11 protein-coding genes are annotated in these 15,997 nt (G+C 48.4%); 9 read left to right on the top strand and 2 right to left on the bottom strand.

Annotation, left to right across the window (positions count from 1 at the left end; all coding sequences use genetic code 11):
- Positions 1-30: 30 nt before the first annotated feature.
- The gene (locus tag ACN081_RS05230) at positions 31-1,449 is read right to left on the bottom strand and encodes an NAD(P)H-quinone dehydrogenase (protein WP_419103975.1); all 1,419 of its coding nucleotides are present in this window, start codon (positions 1,447-1,449) and stop codon (positions 31-33) included.
- A gap of 131 nt (positions 1,450-1,580) precedes the next feature.
- On the opposite strand from ACN081_RS05230, the gene ACN081_RS05235 reads away from it, so the two are divergent.
- The 4 genes from ACN081_RS05235 (at position 1,581) to ACN081_RS05250 (ending at position 5,357) form a co-directional block, all read left to right on the top strand.
- Positions 1,581-2,396, top strand: a complete 816-nt coding sequence (locus ACN081_RS05235; protein WP_419103989.1) for a purine-nucleoside phosphorylase — start codon at positions 1,581-1,583, stop codon at positions 2,394-2,396.
- 43 nt (positions 2,397-2,439) lie between these two features.
- On the top strand, positions 2,440-4,158 hold the full coding sequence (locus ACN081_RS05240; protein WP_419107159.1) for a phospho-sugar mutase: 1,719 nt from the start codon (positions 2,440-2,442) through the stop codon (positions 4,156-4,158).
- Between the two features lie 77 nt (positions 4,159-4,235).
- Positions 4,236-4,952 (top strand): deoxyribose-phosphate aldolase, encoded by a 717-nt coding sequence (gene deoC / locus ACN081_RS05245; RefSeq protein ID WP_419107160.1) that lies wholly within the window; start codon positions 4,236-4,238, stop codon positions 4,950-4,952.
- 120 nt (positions 4,953-5,072) lie between these two features.
- Positions 5,073-5,357, top strand: coding sequence for a hypothetical protein (locus tag ACN081_RS05250; RefSeq protein ID WP_419103978.1), 285 nt, complete (start codon positions 5,073-5,075; stop codon positions 5,355-5,357).
- A 116-nt stretch (positions 5,358-5,473) separates the two neighbouring features.
- On the opposite strand, the gene mfd is transcribed toward ACN081_RS05250, so the two are convergent.
- The gene (gene mfd / locus ACN081_RS05255; protein ID WP_419107161.1) at positions 5,474-9,100 is read right to left on the bottom strand and encodes a transcription-repair coupling factor; all 3,627 of its coding nucleotides are present in this window, start codon (positions 9,098-9,100) and stop codon (positions 5,474-5,476) included.
- A 393-nt stretch (positions 9,101-9,493) separates the two neighbouring features.
- Here mfd and ACN081_RS05260 point away from each other — a divergent pair, with 393 nt between their 5' ends.
- From ACN081_RS05260 to ACN081_RS05280, 5 genes are all read left to right on the top strand, one after another.
- Positions 9,494-9,763 (top strand): hypothetical protein, encoded by a 270-nt coding sequence (locus ACN081_RS05260; RefSeq protein WP_419107162.1) that lies wholly within the window; start codon positions 9,494-9,496, stop codon positions 9,761-9,763.
- Between the two features lie 338 nt (positions 9,764-10,101).
- Positions 10,102-10,878, top strand: coding sequence for a hypothetical protein (locus ACN081_RS05265; RefSeq protein WP_419107163.1), 777 nt, complete (start codon positions 10,102-10,104; stop codon positions 10,876-10,878).
- A gap of 5 nt (positions 10,879-10,883) precedes the next feature.
- Positions 10,884-13,973 (top strand): fibrinogen-like YCDxxxxGGGW domain-containing protein, encoded by a 3,090-nt coding sequence (locus ACN081_RS05270; RefSeq protein ID WP_419107164.1) that lies wholly within the window; start codon positions 10,884-10,886, stop codon positions 13,971-13,973.
- A 337-nt stretch (positions 13,974-14,310) separates the two neighbouring features.
- The gene (locus ACN081_RS05275) at positions 14,311-15,060 is read left to right on the top strand and encodes a CDP-alcohol phosphatidyltransferase family protein (protein WP_419103982.1); all 750 of its coding nucleotides are present in this window, start codon (positions 14,311-14,313) and stop codon (positions 15,058-15,060) included.
- Between the two features lie 13 nt (positions 15,061-15,073).
- Positions 15,074-15,994, top strand: coding sequence for a glycosyltransferase family 2 protein (locus ACN081_RS05280; RefSeq protein ID WP_419103983.1), 921 nt, complete (start codon positions 15,074-15,076; stop codon positions 15,992-15,994).
- Positions 15,995-15,997: the final 3 nt, after the last annotated feature.

Genomic DNA, 15,997 nt, shown 5'->3' on the forward strand with positions numbered 1-15,997 from the left:
CCCTTATATATTGCCTCCGACGTTAATGACTTAGAGGGCCTTATGCAGTTTTCGAGCAGCTTCCGAGATAGATCCTGTCAATGAGGGATATACGGTAAAGGTCTCGGCAAGGTCATCAACATGCAATTTTTTATCGACTGCTAATGCTAGAGGAAAGATGAGTTCTGAAGCACGCGGTCCAACAACCACACCACCGAGAACTGTTCCAGAATGTTGGCGTGAGAAAATTTTGATGAAACCGTCTTTGACTGCCATCATCTTTGCGCGTGGGTTCGTCGAGAGAGATAGCATGATGGTATCTGCACGGTACGTTCCTTGAGCAATTTCTTTTTCGGTGATACCAACGGTGGCAATCTCTGGTGAGGTAAAAATATTGGCGGCAACTTGGTGAGTACGTAGCGGTTTTACAGCGTCTCCCATCATATGTGCCATAGCGACTCGCCCTTGCATTGCGGCAACAGAGGCTAGAGGGTAGACGCCGGTACAGTCTCCTGCTGCGTAGATACTGGAGATGTTGGTACGTGATACTTTATCGACGATAATATGACCGCTTTGTGTGGTTTTGACTCCAGCGTTTTCTAGTCCAAGATTTTCGGTATTAGGAATAGAGCCAACAGCGATAAGGCAATGTGTTCCTTGAACTTTTCGTCCGTCTGCTAGAGAGACAATTACTTTGGTTCCGTCCTCGGAATAGTTAACGGCTTGAGCTCGTGAACGTGGAATGACTTTAACCCCTCTGCGGTCGAAGACATTTTCAAGGACTTCAGCGGCGTCTTCATCTTCTCCGGGTAGTACGCGGTCTCGAGAAGAAATGAGGGTAACGTGTGAGCCAAGACGGTTGTAGGCTGAGGCGAATTCTGCACCGGTGACTCCGGAGCCGACAACAATGAGTTCTTCGGGGAGTTCTTTGAGTGAGTATAGTTGCGTCCAGTTGAGGATGCGTTCTCCATCGGGTTTTGCTGTTGGCAGTTCTCGTGGGTGTGTTCCAACAGCAAGGAGGATGAATTCTGCTTGTAGTTCGTAGTTCAGGTTGTTGTTTTCTTGGACTTCTACGGTGTGTTGGTCTTTGAGTTTTCCGGTGCCTTCGATAATGGTGACTCCGGCTCGTTCTAATGATCGTTTAATATCTGCTGATTGTTGTTGGGCAAGTCGTAGGAGCCGTTCGTTAACAGTTTTGAGGTCGACGTAGGGTTTGCCTGTTGTTTTTTCTTCAGAAAAGCAGATTCCAAGATCTGCTGTTTCGTCGAGGGATGCCATAATATCGGCTGAGGCGATGAGGGTTTTTGAGGGGACGACGTCGGTAAGTACTGCGGAACCACCAAATCCTTGTCGTTCGATAAGCGTTACCTGTGCGCCGAGGGAGGACGCTACGAGTGCGGCTTCGTACCCGCCAGGGCCTCCGCCGAGAATGATAATAGTGCGTGATGCGTAATCTGTTGTATGAGTCACCCTTCTATTGTGATGCAGAAGATAATTTCATTCAAACTCTTACGCCTTTTTCGTGCAGGTTTCCCACCTTTGAACGCAATTTTGATAGGTTAGCATGTGTGATACATGAGAAAAGTACTTTAACGTCTGCTCTGCCTACTTCTTCCCCAGAGCACCCTGCACACATCCTTGCACAGCAAAGCGCTACACGCATCAGTGAGCTGACCGGAGTCGCTCAGCACGATATTGCTCTAACCCTCGGCTCAGGCTGGGGTGAGGCTGCTCAACTTATCGGAGAAACAACACACACAATTTCCGCAGCAGAGTTACCAGGATTCCACGCTTCTGGTGTAGCTGGCCATGCTGGAACAATTTCTTCTATCTTGACCCCTTCTGGCCAGCGCGCTCTTGTAATTGGCGCTAGAACACACTATTACGAAGGTCGTGGAGTCGACGCCGTTGTTCACGGAGTTCGATGTGCAGCAGCGGCAGGTGTCAAAACAATGATTCTGACTAATGGTTGTGGCGGTCTCAACCCGTCATATTCAGCGGGCATGCCAGTCCTCATTAGTGACCACATCAACGCTACGGCAACCTCTCCCCTATCGGGTGCTCATTTTGTCGATTTAACCGACCTGTATTCTCCTCGTATTCGCGCCATTGCGCAGGATATTGACCCCTCCTTACAAGAAGGCGTTTATTATCAGGCACCGGGACCTCATTACGAAACTCCTGCAGAGATTCGCATGATGCGCACGATGGGAGCTGATTTGGTGGGTATGTCTACCGCGCTAGAGGCCATTGCTGCTCGAGCTGCGGGACTAGAAGTTTGTGGTATTTCGTTAGTCACGAATATGGCTGCAGGTATTCAAGAGACTGCTTTGAACCATGAAGAAGTGATTCAAGCTGGTATCGATGCCGGACCTCGTATCTCGCGTTTACTTGCCGATATCATCGCAAAAATTTAATTCTTTTGTTCCTCATTCCACAGTCATTTTAAGGATTTTCTCGATGGATCAGTCCTCTGACCTATTAGCTCAAGCTGAACATTGGCTGAGCATTGACCCCGACGCCACAACACGTCAAGAACTCGAAAAGTTACTCTCGCAAGTTCGTGACGGTGACGTCCAAGCTGCCACAGACCTCGCCGAGAGATTTAGCGGCACCTTACAATTTGGCACTGCGGGGTTACGAGCTGCTTTAGGAGCAGGGCCAATGCGTATGAACCGTGTGGTGGTACGCCGCGCAGCAGCTGGTCTTGCCTCGTATGTGAGCGGGCGTTCAACGCACGAGAAGTGGTCTGGTATCACCGCTGTTGTTGGCTATGATGCACGCTATAACTCAGATATTTTTGCAGAAGAAACCGCCGCAATTTTTACGGCAGCCGGTATCCGCACACTCTTGATGCCTTCAGCTCTACCAACACCTGTATTAGCGTGGGCTTGCCGTAAGTTTAACGCTGAAGTTGGTGTCATGGTCACAGCTTCTCACAACCCACCCGAAGATAACGGTTATAAGGTATATCTTGGCGGTCAAGCTGTTGCAGAACACGGCCGTGGAGCTCAAATTGTGCCTCCCTATGATGCAGATATTGCTGAAGCAATTGCTCACATCGTTGATGAAGAAATTGTTTTAGCAGAACAAGGTTGGGAAGTTCTCGATCAGAACATCGCCTCAGAATATGTTGAAGCAATTAATCATCTAGACTCAACAGAACCCAGCGACTTACGTATCGTATATACAGCAATGCACGGTGTCGGTGGGCAGACCGTTCTTTCTGTTCTCAACAACGCAGGTTTTACTGAGGTATTTCCTGTGCAGGAACAATTTGTTCCCAACCCTGATTTTCCAACAGTATCTTTCCCTAATCCAGAAGAACCCGGTGCTTTAGACCTTGCTTTTACGTTAGCTCAGCAGAAAAACGCCGACCTCATCATCGCCAATGACCCAGACGCAGACCGTGCAGCTTTCGCAGTGTACGACCCCCACCAAAATTCTTGGCGTCAGCTTCGTGGAGATGAAATTGGTTCACTTTTGGGTGTGGCAATGATCGAGAAGCTCGCCAAAACACCAGAAGGCACTACGAACGCTACGTTTGCAAACTCAATTGTCTCATCTCGTCAGCTAGGTGCTATTGCTCAAGCTCACGGAATCCGTCATTATCAAACCCTCACCGGTTTCAAATGGATTGCTCGCATTGAGGGGCTTAGCTACGGTTATGAAGAAGCTATCGGCTATAGCGTTGCCCCAGATTTAGTCAAAGATAAAGACGGTATTTCTGCGGCACTTGTCGTAGCTCGTTATGCTCATCGTCTCAAAGAACAAGGTTCTTCTCTCATTGAGGTTCTTGACCGCATCGCCCAAGAACACGGTGTATACGCTACTGACCAGATTTCAGTTCGTGTTGAAGACCTTAGCCGTATCGGACAGATGATGAGTTCTCTACGAACGACGACTCCTCTCACCTTAGGTGATTCACCACTATGTACTCACGCTGATTTATCAGATGGTTATGAGGGTCTTCCCCCCACCGATGGTCTACTGTTCTTAAGCGAAGATAATTCACGAGTTATTGTTCGCCCTTCAGGTACAGAGCCTAAACTCAAATGCTATGTTGAGGTTATTGTTCCTGTCTCTGAAGAAGATGGTGCGCTCGTGGTAGCACGTCAACAGGCGCAAGAACGTCTAGAACGTATTGCGCATACGATGAAGATTGCTTTAGGCGTCTAGAATTATTTATTTTTGGGTTTCGCCTTGTCATCTTGCAGTGGTGTGCCCCATATTTTACGGTCATGGAGAATATTTAGATGAATACACCTACTACTGGCGGTTCAGCTGCACAGCTAAGCCCCACTGAACTAGCGCATATGATTGATCACACGATTCTTGCTTCTTCAGCGACAGAAGAACAAGTCCGTTTACTCTGCGCACAAGCTCGTGAACACGGTTTCGCATCAGTGTGCGCAAACCCTGTATGGGTTAGCGTCCTCGCCGAAGAACTAGCCGGATCTGAAGCAGTTCCTTGTGTTGTTATTGGGTTCCCTTTGGGTGCATCTGCACCAGAGGTCAAAGCCTTTGAAACTCAAACAGCTGTATCAGCTGGCGCTCGCGAAGTTGATATGGTCATTAACATTGCTCATGCTCTGAGCGGGAATCGTCAGGCTTTGGTCGAAGACATCCGTGGTGTTGTTCGGGCTGCTCATGATGGTGGGGCAATTGTTAAGGTCATTATTGAGACCTCTGAACTTAACGATGAGCAGAAAGTTCTTGCCTGTGAAGCTGCCATCGAAGCTGGCGCTGATTTTGTGAAGACCTCTACTGGTTTCTCTTCAGCAGGTGCAACGGTTGAGGACATCGCTTTGATGCGACGAACAGTTGGTGCTGATATGGGGGTTAAGGCTTCTGGCGGTATTCGTACACGTGAGCAAGCTCTTGCCATGATTGATGCTGGTGCTACTCGTATCGGAGCTTCTCAAGGTATCGCCATTATTGGTGCTGCAGATGCCGTTGAGGGCGCTTATTAATCTTTAAGAGGTGTAGAAAACTTAGGCACACAATGTGCATAAGTTTTCTACACCATCTATACTGAGGTTTAACTTCTTATTACATATCGTTCGCTTCTGCATTGAGAAAGACGTTTTTCTATGTCACACTACCAGCACGACTACCATAAAGAATCTAGTGGACAGTCTGGTCCGCAGTTCTCTGGTCAAGGTCAGCACCTTGAGAATATTAGTATCTTCTCGGTGTTTTTTGTTATCTTTTTGTCCGGTCTATGGTGCTTAAACACGTTCCCTGATGGTGGATCATTCTGGTTTGCGTTAGGAACACTCATCCTTGGTAGCATCTGGGGCGTTGTCTTCCATGTTTTGCCATCCAAGACAAATACTGCTCAGCGTACCAGCGGCACTGACTTGACCCAGCTCTAATCTTCACCGTCGAAGAGCCATTAAACGCTTAAGAAAAATAGCGGTGGGACATAAGAGAAATTCTTATGTCCCACCGCTATTTTTCTAGAACGTCACTCCCCGCCCACCTTAAAGTCTCATTGTGGGTCAATAATGACTTTGAGGAAGTTCTGAACCCAGTCAATGAGTGGACGGTCACTGAGATCTTTGCCCCCAACACGTGCAGTTTTAGGACGTGGAAGAAGAATCTGAGAATGTGTACTCTCCGGAATTTTCCGGTAAGTTGCATCAGGGTACATACGCTCTAAACGCATTTGACGAGATTCTGCAAGTTGATCTACCGGATAGAACCGGACTTTCGTTCCCATCACAACAATTTCTTGAACGCCTAAAGAACGAGCATAAATACGTAACGATGCCACTAAGAGAAGGTTTTCTACCGGTTCGGGAAGCTCACCGTAACGGTCCTTGAGCTCTTCTCGGATGTCGTTGAGTTCCTCTTCACTATTAGCTTGTGCGATTTGTCGGTATCCTGCAAGGCGTAAACGTTCAGAAGAAATATATTCATGCGGGAAGTGTGCGTTGACTGGGATATCAACTTTAACGTCAATATTCTTTTCTTCTTCACCATCAGAGCGGAACTGAGTGATAGCTTCGCCCACGAGACGAAGGTACAGGTCGAAGCCGACTCCTGCGATATGTCCAGATTGTTCTCCGCCAAGGAGGTTTCCTGCCCCTCGAAGTTCAAGGTCTTTCATCGCTAATTGCATACCGGAGCCAAGCTCATTATGTGTAGCCACAGCTTTGAGTCGTTCTAGTGCTACCGTTCCAAGGAGCTTTTCTGGGGGGTATAAGAAGTAAGCGTAGGCTCGTTCTCGGCCTCTTCCGACTCGTCCACGTAGCTGATGCAGTTGAGATAGGCCATAGTTCTGCGCTTGATCGACGATTAGGGTATTCGCATTAGAAATATCTAGACCGGTTTCAACGATAGTGGTGCAGACGAGTACATCAAATTTTCGTTCCCAAAAATCAACAATAATTTGTTCGAGTCGGCTTTCACTCATCCGCCCGTGAGCGATAGCGATACGTGCTTCGGGAACAAGTTCTTGTAGTTCTCGTGCCACAGATTCGATGGAAGAAACCCTATTGTGTACGAAGAAGACTTGCCCTTCTCGCATAATTTCACGACGAATAGCAGCAGTGATTTGTTGGTTGGTGCGAGCGCCCACGTAGGTGAGAACGGGATGTCGTTCTTCAGGTGCAGTGGCGAGGGTAGAGGTTTCACGAATACCTGTGAGTGACATTTCTAGTGTTCGTGGGATGGGTGTTGCTGACATGGCTAGGACGTCAACGTTTGTTCTGAGCTGTTTGAGTTTTTCTTTGTGTTCTACACCGAAGCGTTGTTCTTCATCAATGATGATGAGCCCGAGGTCTTTGAACTCAACGTTTTGTGAGAATAGTCGGTGTGTTCCAATAATAATATCGGCGCTGCCTTGCGTTATTTCTTCTAGTGCTTCTTTTGTTTCTTTCGCTTTTTGGAATCGGGAGAGGACGCGTATACGTACGGGGAATCCAGAGAATCGTTGTGAGAATGTTTCGTAATGTTGTTGTGCTAGGAGTGTGGTTGGTACGAGTACTGCCACTTGTTTTCCGTCTTGTACTGCTTTAAAGGCTGCTCGGACGGCAATTTCTGTTTTTCCGTATCCGACGTCTCCGCAGATGAGGCGGTCCATCGGTATTTCACGTTCCATATCTGCTTTGACATCGTTGATGGCAGAGAGCTGGTCGGGTGTCTCGTTATAGGGGAAGGCTTCTTCGAGTTCACGCTGCCATGGGGTATCGGGGCTGAAGGCATGTCCTTTTGAGGCTTGTCGTGCAGAGTAAAGTTTGATGAGGTCTGCAGCGATTTCTTTAACAGCTTTTCGAGCACGGCTTTTAGTTTTTGCCCAGTCAGAGCCTCCCATTTTAGATAATGTTGGTGCTTCTGAACCAACGTAGTGAGAGACTTGGTCGAGTTGGTCGGCGGGTACGAAGAGTCTGTCTTTAGGTCCTCCGCGTTTGGAGGGCGCATATTCGAGGACGAGGTATTCTTTGGAGGCTTTGTGTGGTGAATTGTGCGCTGTTCCTGCGATGGGGCGCTGTATCATTTCGATAAATTGCCCGATACCGTGTTGTTCGTGAACAACATAGTCTCCTGCTTTGAGGGCGAGGGGGTCTACAGCATTTTTTCTGCGTCGAGTAGGTAATTTAGTATTTCCGCTACGGGAGATGATGTAGTTGCTGGTTCGTCCGAGGATATCGGCTTCAGTGAGGAAACCAATTTTGGCGTCGTCGAGCATAAACCCTTTTCCTGTTTGAGCGGTGGTTAGCTCAATTATTCCGGGATCGGGGATGTTCTCTAGACTGTCGGTACGTGTGGCAGGAATTTCAGCTTGGTGGAGTACTTCGATGAGGCGGTCGAGAGGCCCGTTGCCGGCTGTTACGGCAACGATTCTCCATCCGTCACGTACTTTCTGGTGAAGTTCTTTGAGGAGTTCTTCAACTTTTCCTGCGTAGGAGTGCGGTTCTCTGGCGTTAAAGGTGATGGAGTCGATGTCGTTTTCGATGGCGTCGTCAATGCCTAGGGCTGTCATGGACCACCATGAGCAGTGGTTTTTGTGTGCGTGTTGGCGCACTTGTTGCAAGTTTTGGAATGATCCCTCGTTGAATTCTTCTCGGTGTTGTCCGACGTCTAGGGGTGCTTTTTCAGCGTCGTTCTCTTCGGATTCTGCGGCACTATCCCATGCTGCGTGAAGGAATTCGTCGTTTGTGGCGACTAAGTCTCTAGCTCGTGTGCGTATTTTTTCTGGTTCGAGGAGGAGTGCGATGGAATGTGTTGGTAAGACGTCGATAAAGGTGGTCATTTTTTCCACGAGTAGTGGGGTCAGTGATTCCATGCCTTCGACGTAGATTCCTCCAGCAATTTTTTCGAGCATAGTGCGTGCGCCAGGGAAGTCTTTTTGTAGTTTTGCGGCTTTGCTCATGACTTCGGGGGTGATGAGGAGTTCGCGGCAAGGTGGTGCGTAGAGTGTTTGTGGGTGTTCTTTTGAGGTGATGGTTCTTTGGTCTGCAACGGAGAACCATCGGATGTTTTCGATTTCGTCGCCGAAGAATTCTATACGTGCGGGGTGTTCTGCTGTCGGTGAGAAGAGGTCTATCATTCCTCCGCGGACGGCGTATTCTCCGCGTTTGGAGACGAGGTCTACTCGTGAGTAGGCGGCATTTTGTAGAGCGTGGATGACGTCTTCAAAGTTTTGTTCTTCTCCGCAGCGTAAGGTGACTGGCTCCATTTTTTCGAGTCCGTCTACGATGGGTTGGATGATGGAGCGGATGGGCGCAACGATAACTTGAGGTGTTTCGGTCTTTAGTTTTCTAAGGAGGCTGAGTCTCTCTCCGACGGTGTCACTGCGTGGGGAGAGTCTTTCGTGTGGGAGCGTTTCCCATGCTGGGAAGAGTGCTATCTTGTCTGGTTTTAGGAAGGATTCGAGGGCTAGGCGTGTATCTTCGGCTTCTCGTTCTGTTGCGGTGATGACGAGAGTGGTTGCTTGAGGTGTTGTTTTTTGGAGGTTCGTTGCAATGTGTGCAATGAGTGGGGGACGTGCTCCGTCGACGGTGCCGATGGCTAGTTCTGTGGTTCGTTTTTCTGGGTTTTGCGCCGCATATTCTCCGATACGAGCGAAGGTTGGTTCTGTTTCAAGAAGTAGGGTGAGTCCCGTGAGGCTCATTGGAGCTTCTTTCTGCTGTTTAGTGTGGATTTAAGCTGTTTATTATTATCGCATAGGAGCGTTGGTGTTGCAGGTTTGGTTTTGGGTCTTGTTTTTTCTTAACTGAACGGTGACTTGCTCAGATATTTTTATATTTGGTGCGTGGCTCATATTTTTCTTTGAGTTTTATCAATAATTATTTTTATTTAATTTTATTGTTGTTTTTTATTGCATAATTCGTTTTCTTAGCGTGACGTGGTTTTTTATCGACACTCTCACCATAGCGTAACCCATAGTGCGTTTTGCTTATATCTAGAGGAGATTTACACTGCCGCCTTTTGCCCAAAGAGACAGGCTCTAGGTTACTCGCCGGTAACACGGATCATTACCGCGAGGTCAAGGGGCCCTTGACTGATGGATTATCACTTTACTCGTCAAGAAGCTCTTGGGATGTTCTTTGGGTTCAAAAATATCCGTTTCAAGCTAATTTTAGCTGTTTTTGCAACCTTGTGTGTTCAACGCGCCACCCTTCCTTTCAATAAGGACTTCAAGAACTTCAAGGACTTTTATGCCGCGTTCAAGGTTCTTCCCTTTCCCCAAGAAAGACACGCCTCGTGTTTTTTGTTGGGCAAAAACCTACCTTTTGGCTATTATCTTCCTCACCAAAAAATATCCAACACCTAAACCCTTGAGCGTCTTTTTATTTCATATTAGTTACATAGTGTCTACTATATATTGTTCATTTTTGAAAACTTGTAGCATTTTTGAACTTTGTAAAGGATTTTTTCACCTTTATATATCCCCTAGGTGCATTTATGGGTACAAAATAATTCCAATTTTTTCCCAGTTCACTCTATAGAATAAAAAAAGTTTGCCCGTCCATAGGCAAACACTCGCATCACTCGCAAAACCACACCACTCAGTATCCACACTGAGAAAAACCTTTGCTGTCTACCCTTTTAGAGGCTTTAATGCATCGAGCACACAGAACACCTCTGCCTAGGCTAACGTCTAAGCAGCTCATGGGAGCGTCCCTCGTTCCTCTCCTTCTACTGACCGGATGTTCTGACGAACAGTCAGAGACAAAAAGCGCATCATCATCGCAACAGCTAGCTTCACCCGATAGCTCTACTGCCACATCCGCATCTCAGGACCCTAAAAACACCCCCGCTCAGCACAACGAAGCGTCAGCAGATTCAACACAGAAACCTGCTAACACAGAGCAAAAACATAAGGAGCCTGAGCAAAAGCTAGAAGAAAACTATGCTGGAGCAGAGTCACTTCAACATTCCAAAGAAGTACAACCTTCAGAAGAACACGTTGCCGAAACAGAAAAGCTCTACACCTCTTACCAGCAGGTACTTTCTGATATTGGAACAGTCAAACCATCTGAACCAACAGAAGAAGACCCTGCACAAAGTGGAGAAGACAGTGCCCCAGCAACAACAGTAACTCTCGACCAAGCCACTGAAGAGAAAATTACCTCTGTTGCAACAGGAAGCGCCGCTGAAAGCTTCATCGCTGCTGCCGAAGAGTTCGCAAATAATCAATGGACTCAAGAAGGCACAGCAAAGGTCGTCGGCACTCCCAAAATAGCTGACGATACATACAACGACCAGCCAGCAAAAATACTTCAGGTATGCCTTGACTCATCACAAGTTAAGGTCAAAAACGCTGTAGGAGACGTTATCAATAACACCTCAGCACCTGAACGTTCACTCAATATTTTTACTTTGATACAAGATAACGGTCAGTGGAAAATCGCATCTCACGATTTCCCGAACAACCCAGATTGCTAAAGGCTATGAAGAAGAAAACACTATCCCAAGCACTTTTAGCTTCTGCCGCAACCGCAGCTCTTGGGCTATCGTTCCTCACCACCACCTCGGCACAGGCGGAGAACACTAAAGATGGCTCATCCAGCGACAAAGCAGCAGCATCGTGCTACGAAATTAAACAAAATAACTCCCGTTCACGCTCCGGAACATACTGGCTTTATACCCCAGAGATGGACGCGCCAGAACAGTTCTACTGCGACCAAGAAACCAATGGTGGCGGATGGGTTCTCATCGGACGCGGACGTGAAGGCTGGACAGAACAATACGCTGGACAAGGAGACCCCCAAAAGCTAGCGACAAACCCTGACGGCACTGACGCCTTCTCCCCTATCCAACTTCCCTCACTAACTGTTGATGCGCTCCTTAACGGGCAGTCCCCCAGCGAACTATCAGATGGTGTACGATTCCGTCGTAGCACCAACGCTGAAGGAACCAAATGGCAGGAGCTTACTGCTCAACGAGCTCAAGCTAAAAACTGGACTTGGGCGCTCCAGGCAACTGCAAACTGGGAAAATATCAAGTTTGATAACCCTTCTTGGACCGATTGGAACCGGTTCTACCACCACTCTCTAGGACGCATCGGAACTTTTAACACCCGATACAATGTCCTTCGTTTCAGCACATCTAAAGAGTTCAACTGGAAACTTGGATTCCAGTTTGGTCCTCGCGTGTATGGAAACACCAGCCCTAACTCCTACCTATGGTCACCCAATGGGTCCTACGCAGTACCATTCACTCAGGTATATCTTCGCCCGAAACTTACTCAGGCTGACCTAAACCTCAACGCTATTGCTGATTCCGGTGCAGCGGCTTCCCAAAAAGTAGAACTACCTAATAGCTACTCATCTGCCATGAAATGGCGCACATCCGAAGCAACCGGAACTGGCACCAAATCAGAGATGAACACCTACGTTCAGGCCATCACACAGGTCGGTGACACAGTATTCACCGGTGGCGACTTTAAAAATGTTGTCAGTGCACGTGGAGAAACTGTCAACCAGTCCTTCATCGCTGGCTACAACGTTAAAACTGCTGAGCTCGTACGTTCTTTCACCCCCAAGCTCAACGGGCAGGTTAAAGCTGTAGAAGCTCTACCTAACGGAACTTTAGCTGTTGGTGGCGAGTTCACCGAAGTCAACGGTGAAAAGGTCGATGGCTTCGTCATCCTCAACCCCGTTACCGGAAAGATTGACCGCACCTACGATTGGCATATCCAAAACCGCCTTTCCTCCGGTGTAACCACGGTCAAGACCATCCACGCTAAAAACGGTTACCTCTACATCGGTGGTATCTTCACCCACGTTAAAGGCTCCGGATCTTCCGCATACGCATATTCCCGTAGCGCTGCACGCTTCGACCTCAACACCGGCTCCGTCGACTGGAAGTGGCGTCCAAACTTTAACGGCACTGTCAACGGCATCAGCGCAGCTGACGACAACTCTGCAGTCTATGCAGCAGGATACTTCTCAACCCTTGGTTCAGAACGTACCTGGAAACTCGCAGCCATCGATTACAACAACGGTACCCGTAAACAAGACTGGGATTGGCGCTTGTCATATAACAAAGGCAACCACAAGAACCAAGGTTTCCAGTTTGACGTCCAAGACGCTCATGACTCAGTATGGGCAGGCGGCGCAGAGCACCTCGTTGCGCAATACAACAAGAACGATCTTTCACGTCGTTCTGCAGCCATCACCAAATCTGGTGGCGATTTCCAAGACCTTCACAAGAGTGGCAACGTAGTGTACGCTGCATGCCACTGCGGTGACTGGATTTATGAAGGCGCACAGACACACGACCGCCCATGGGATGAATCTAGCAATATCCACATGGAACGCCTCGTCAACGCTTTTGACGCAAACACCGGAGCGGTTCTTCCAGAGTTCAACCCCATCATCAGCGGTGCTAGTGGATACGGTATCTGGGAGTCCTTCGTAGACTCCACCGGCGTTCTCTGGGTTGGTGGCGACATCAACCGAAGTGCTGGTGCTTCCGGCGTTCAACAAACTGTTGGTTTTGCTCGTTACGCACCCCGTGACGTCACTCCACCAGCAACACCTGCAAATCTTTCTGTAACGACTCGTAACGGTCAAGATATCCTCAACTGGGATAGCAAAACTAATGGCAAGACCACCTACCAAGTCCTTCGTGACGACCGCGTTATTGCAACCGTTGGTCTTGGCGTTACTACCTACGAGGTCGAGCACGCTGATAACGCTCGCTACTTTGTACGTTCTGTTGATGCAGCTGGAAACTACTCCGCATCAACCCCAGTGGCTATCGCAGGTCTCGGTAACGGTGTAGTTGACCCTGAGAAGCCAGAACCAGTAGATCCTGAGAAACCAGAACCAGTAGATCCTGAGAAACCAGAGCCAGTTGACCCTGAGAAGCCAGAGCCAGTTGACCCTGAGAAGCCAGAGCCAGTTGACCCTGAGAAGCCAGAGCCAGTTGACCCTGAGAAGCCAGAGCCAGTTGACCCTGAGAAACCAGAGCCAGTAGATCCTGAAAAACCAGAGCCTGTAGACCCTGTGGCACCTGTTACTGATAAGGTCCTTATCAACCGTGGCGAGCGCTGGAACGTTCTTCTAGACCCAGTCTGGGCGAATAACTCTTGGCGCGAGGTTGATACTGACGTTACCGGTTGGTACAACGCTACAGCTCCAATGGGTTGGAACAGTGCACAGCTAAGAACTGAGCTCAACTCAAATGTCTTCAAGCAGCCCACATCCATGTACACCCGCAAGGAAATCCAGATTGAGAATCCCTCGGATTATGTATCTTTGGAACTCAACATGCGTTTGGATGACGGCGCTATCGTGTACGTCAATGGTAAAGAGGTCAAACGCCACAATATGCCTTCTGGCTATGTTGACGCTTTGACTCGAGCTACTGCAGCTCCTGCTGACTGGTCTGCAATCAATAACCCAGTTATCATTCAGATTCCTGCCTCTGACCTCATTGAAGGCAAGAACGTTATTGCTGTAGAAACTCACGGATTCACCAACTGGTGGGCACGAGTCTCCTTCGACCTCTCCGCAACCTTGCGTGTTGGTTAGTCGAGACCATAAGTTGAGCTGAGGGCTCAACTCATGTGAGCTGGGGTGTGTTCTTTGAATGCTCAAAGAACACACCCCAGCTTTCTCAGCTTTAATACATCTCACAACAAGACCAAATATTTCGTGGCAACTCATCACCTAAACGATGTTTTCTCGGTACATATTGCCCCACAAACGTCGTTTTAACTTGGTATCTCACAGTATTCTCAAGATTTTGAGGATACTATCTAGTGTCACCGAATACTTCTGCTCTAGCAGATGTAGCCGAAGTTTTTCTCCTCATACACCATGCATTCCACACCATGGTTTGCACTGACTTGATTGGTATGTTTTCGTTTTGAGTACTCAACACACAGCATCTTCTCCGCAAGGTTTCCGTGAGACTCTCGCGGCGTTAGAATCTGCCCAAAAACCTGGCCACGGAGTCCCTGCTTACACTCGTTGGGTGAATCGTCGCCTTGCACGGTATTTCGCGGCAGCAGCTGTCAAATATGGAATCAGCCCCAACCAAGTCACCGCAATTAGCGCTTTCTGGTCCTTCACAGGAATAATCCTCATAATTTTCGCTCCCCCCACCTTCGGAACAGCGTTGAGCATCAGTATCCTTTTCGCTCTCGGATACGCCCTCGATTCGGCAGACGGACAAGTCGCACGAGTCACCGGAGCATCCTCCCCCGCCGGAGAATGGCTAGATCACGTCGTTGATTCCATCCGAGTACCAGCTGTTCACCTTGCCGTACTGATTTCATTCATCCGCTGGCAAGATGACTGGCCAATACACGGATGGGCATTATGGTGGATTCCTATTGCGTTTACGTTACAAACTGTTGGGCACTTCATGAGCCAAATCCTTGCAGAACAGTTACGCAACAACCGTAAAACAGCAGCACCTCCTGCCGGCGGCGCACTCAGGTCTTTCATCAACTTACACATGGATGCTGGCACACTCTGCTGGATTTTCATTCTCTGGGGTTGGGCACCAGCATTTATCGCTGTTTATGCCCTCCTTTTCTGCGCAAACCTTGCCACTACCGCGCTTTCTATGAAACGTAAATTCCAGTCCCTGAACACACCAGCTGACGTATAAAAGAGGTCTGAGCATGTCATTTCCAACTATCTCCGCAGTTATCGCAACTATCGGTTCACGCCCTGAGCTTCTTCGCACAGCAGTGCGTTCTATTATGGAGCAAGATTATCCAGGAGATATCGAAGTCATTGTCGTCTTTGACCACGTAGAAATTGATACGCTCACCGATATTCATATTCCGCAAAATCGTTCCCTCAAAACTATTGTCAATGAGCGTCCACAAGGTTTAGCCGGCGGTCGTAATAGCGGTATATTAGCTGCTTCTGGAGAACTTATCGGGTTCTGCGATGATGACGATTACTGGTACAAAAACAAGATATCTCGCCAAGTTCAACTCTGGGAAGAGAATCCACAGGCTATCGCCATTTCTAGCGGTATTACAATCCGCACTGCCGGCGAAGATGTACAACGGCTAGCACCTGAGCGAGCAACCTTCACAGATTTTCTTCTCTCCCGTATTACCGAGATCCATCCCTCCGCCATGCTCTACCGTAGAGCAGACCTTGACGGCGGAAAAATTGGTCTTGTAGACGAACAACTTCCTAGTGCCTACGGCGAAGACTATGATTTGTTGCTAAGAGCTACCAAACATGCTGATGTGCTCAGCGTCCAAGACCCTCTCATTCTCGTCTTATGGGATAGGCCTTCATTCTTTGCCGGAAAATGGCAGTCTATGGTAGACGGTCTCACCTATCTTCTACAGAAGTTCCCTGAATTTGAACAGCAGCCTCGAGGACTTGCCCGTATCAGCGGTCAGGTAGCTTTTGCGTATGCTGCACTGGGGAACTCACAACAAGCACGACGCTGGGCACGAGCAACACTTTCACGTGACATCACTCAACTTCGAGCGTGGGCTGCGTATATTGTTTCCACCGGTCTAGTCAAAGCACATGTTCTATTAGACTTTGTACAAAAAACAGGTCGGGGGCTATAAAAC

The sequence above is a fragment of the Rothia sp. P13129 genome, assembly GCF_048512865.1.
Taxonomy (GTDB): Bacteria; Actinomycetota; Actinomycetes; order Actinomycetales; family Micrococcaceae; genus Rothia.

Excerpts from the sequence above, each read along its gene's own strand:
- ACN081_RS05265 (WP_419107163.1), top strand. The coding sequence starts at position 10,102 with ATGGGAGCGTCCCTCGTTCCTCTCCTTCTACTGACCGGATGTTCTGAC.
- deoC (WP_419107160.1), top strand. The coding sequence starts at position 4,236 with ATGAATACACCTACTACTGGCGGTTCAGCTGCACAGCTAAGCCCCACT.
- mfd (WP_419107161.1), bottom strand. The coding sequence starts at position 9,100 with ATGAGCCTCACGGGACTCACCCTACTTCTTGAAACAGAACCAACCTTC.
- ACN081_RS05250 (WP_419103978.1), top strand. The coding sequence starts at position 5,073 with ATGTCACACTACCAGCACGACTACCATAAAGAATCTAGTGGACAGTCT.
- ACN081_RS05280 (WP_419103983.1), top strand. The coding sequence starts at position 15,074 with ATGTCATTTCCAACTATCTCCGCAGTTATCGCAACTATCGGTTCACGC.
- ACN081_RS05270 (WP_419107164.1), top strand. The coding sequence starts at position 10,884 with ATGAAGAAGAAAACACTATCCCAAGCACTTTTAGCTTCTGCCGCAACC.
- ACN081_RS05240 (WP_419107159.1), top strand. The coding sequence starts at position 2,440 with ATGGATCAGTCCTCTGACCTATTAGCTCAAGCTGAACATTGGCTGAGC.
- ACN081_RS05260 (WP_419107162.1), top strand. The coding sequence starts at position 9,494 with ATGGATTATCACTTTACTCGTCAAGAAGCTCTTGGGATGTTCTTTGGG.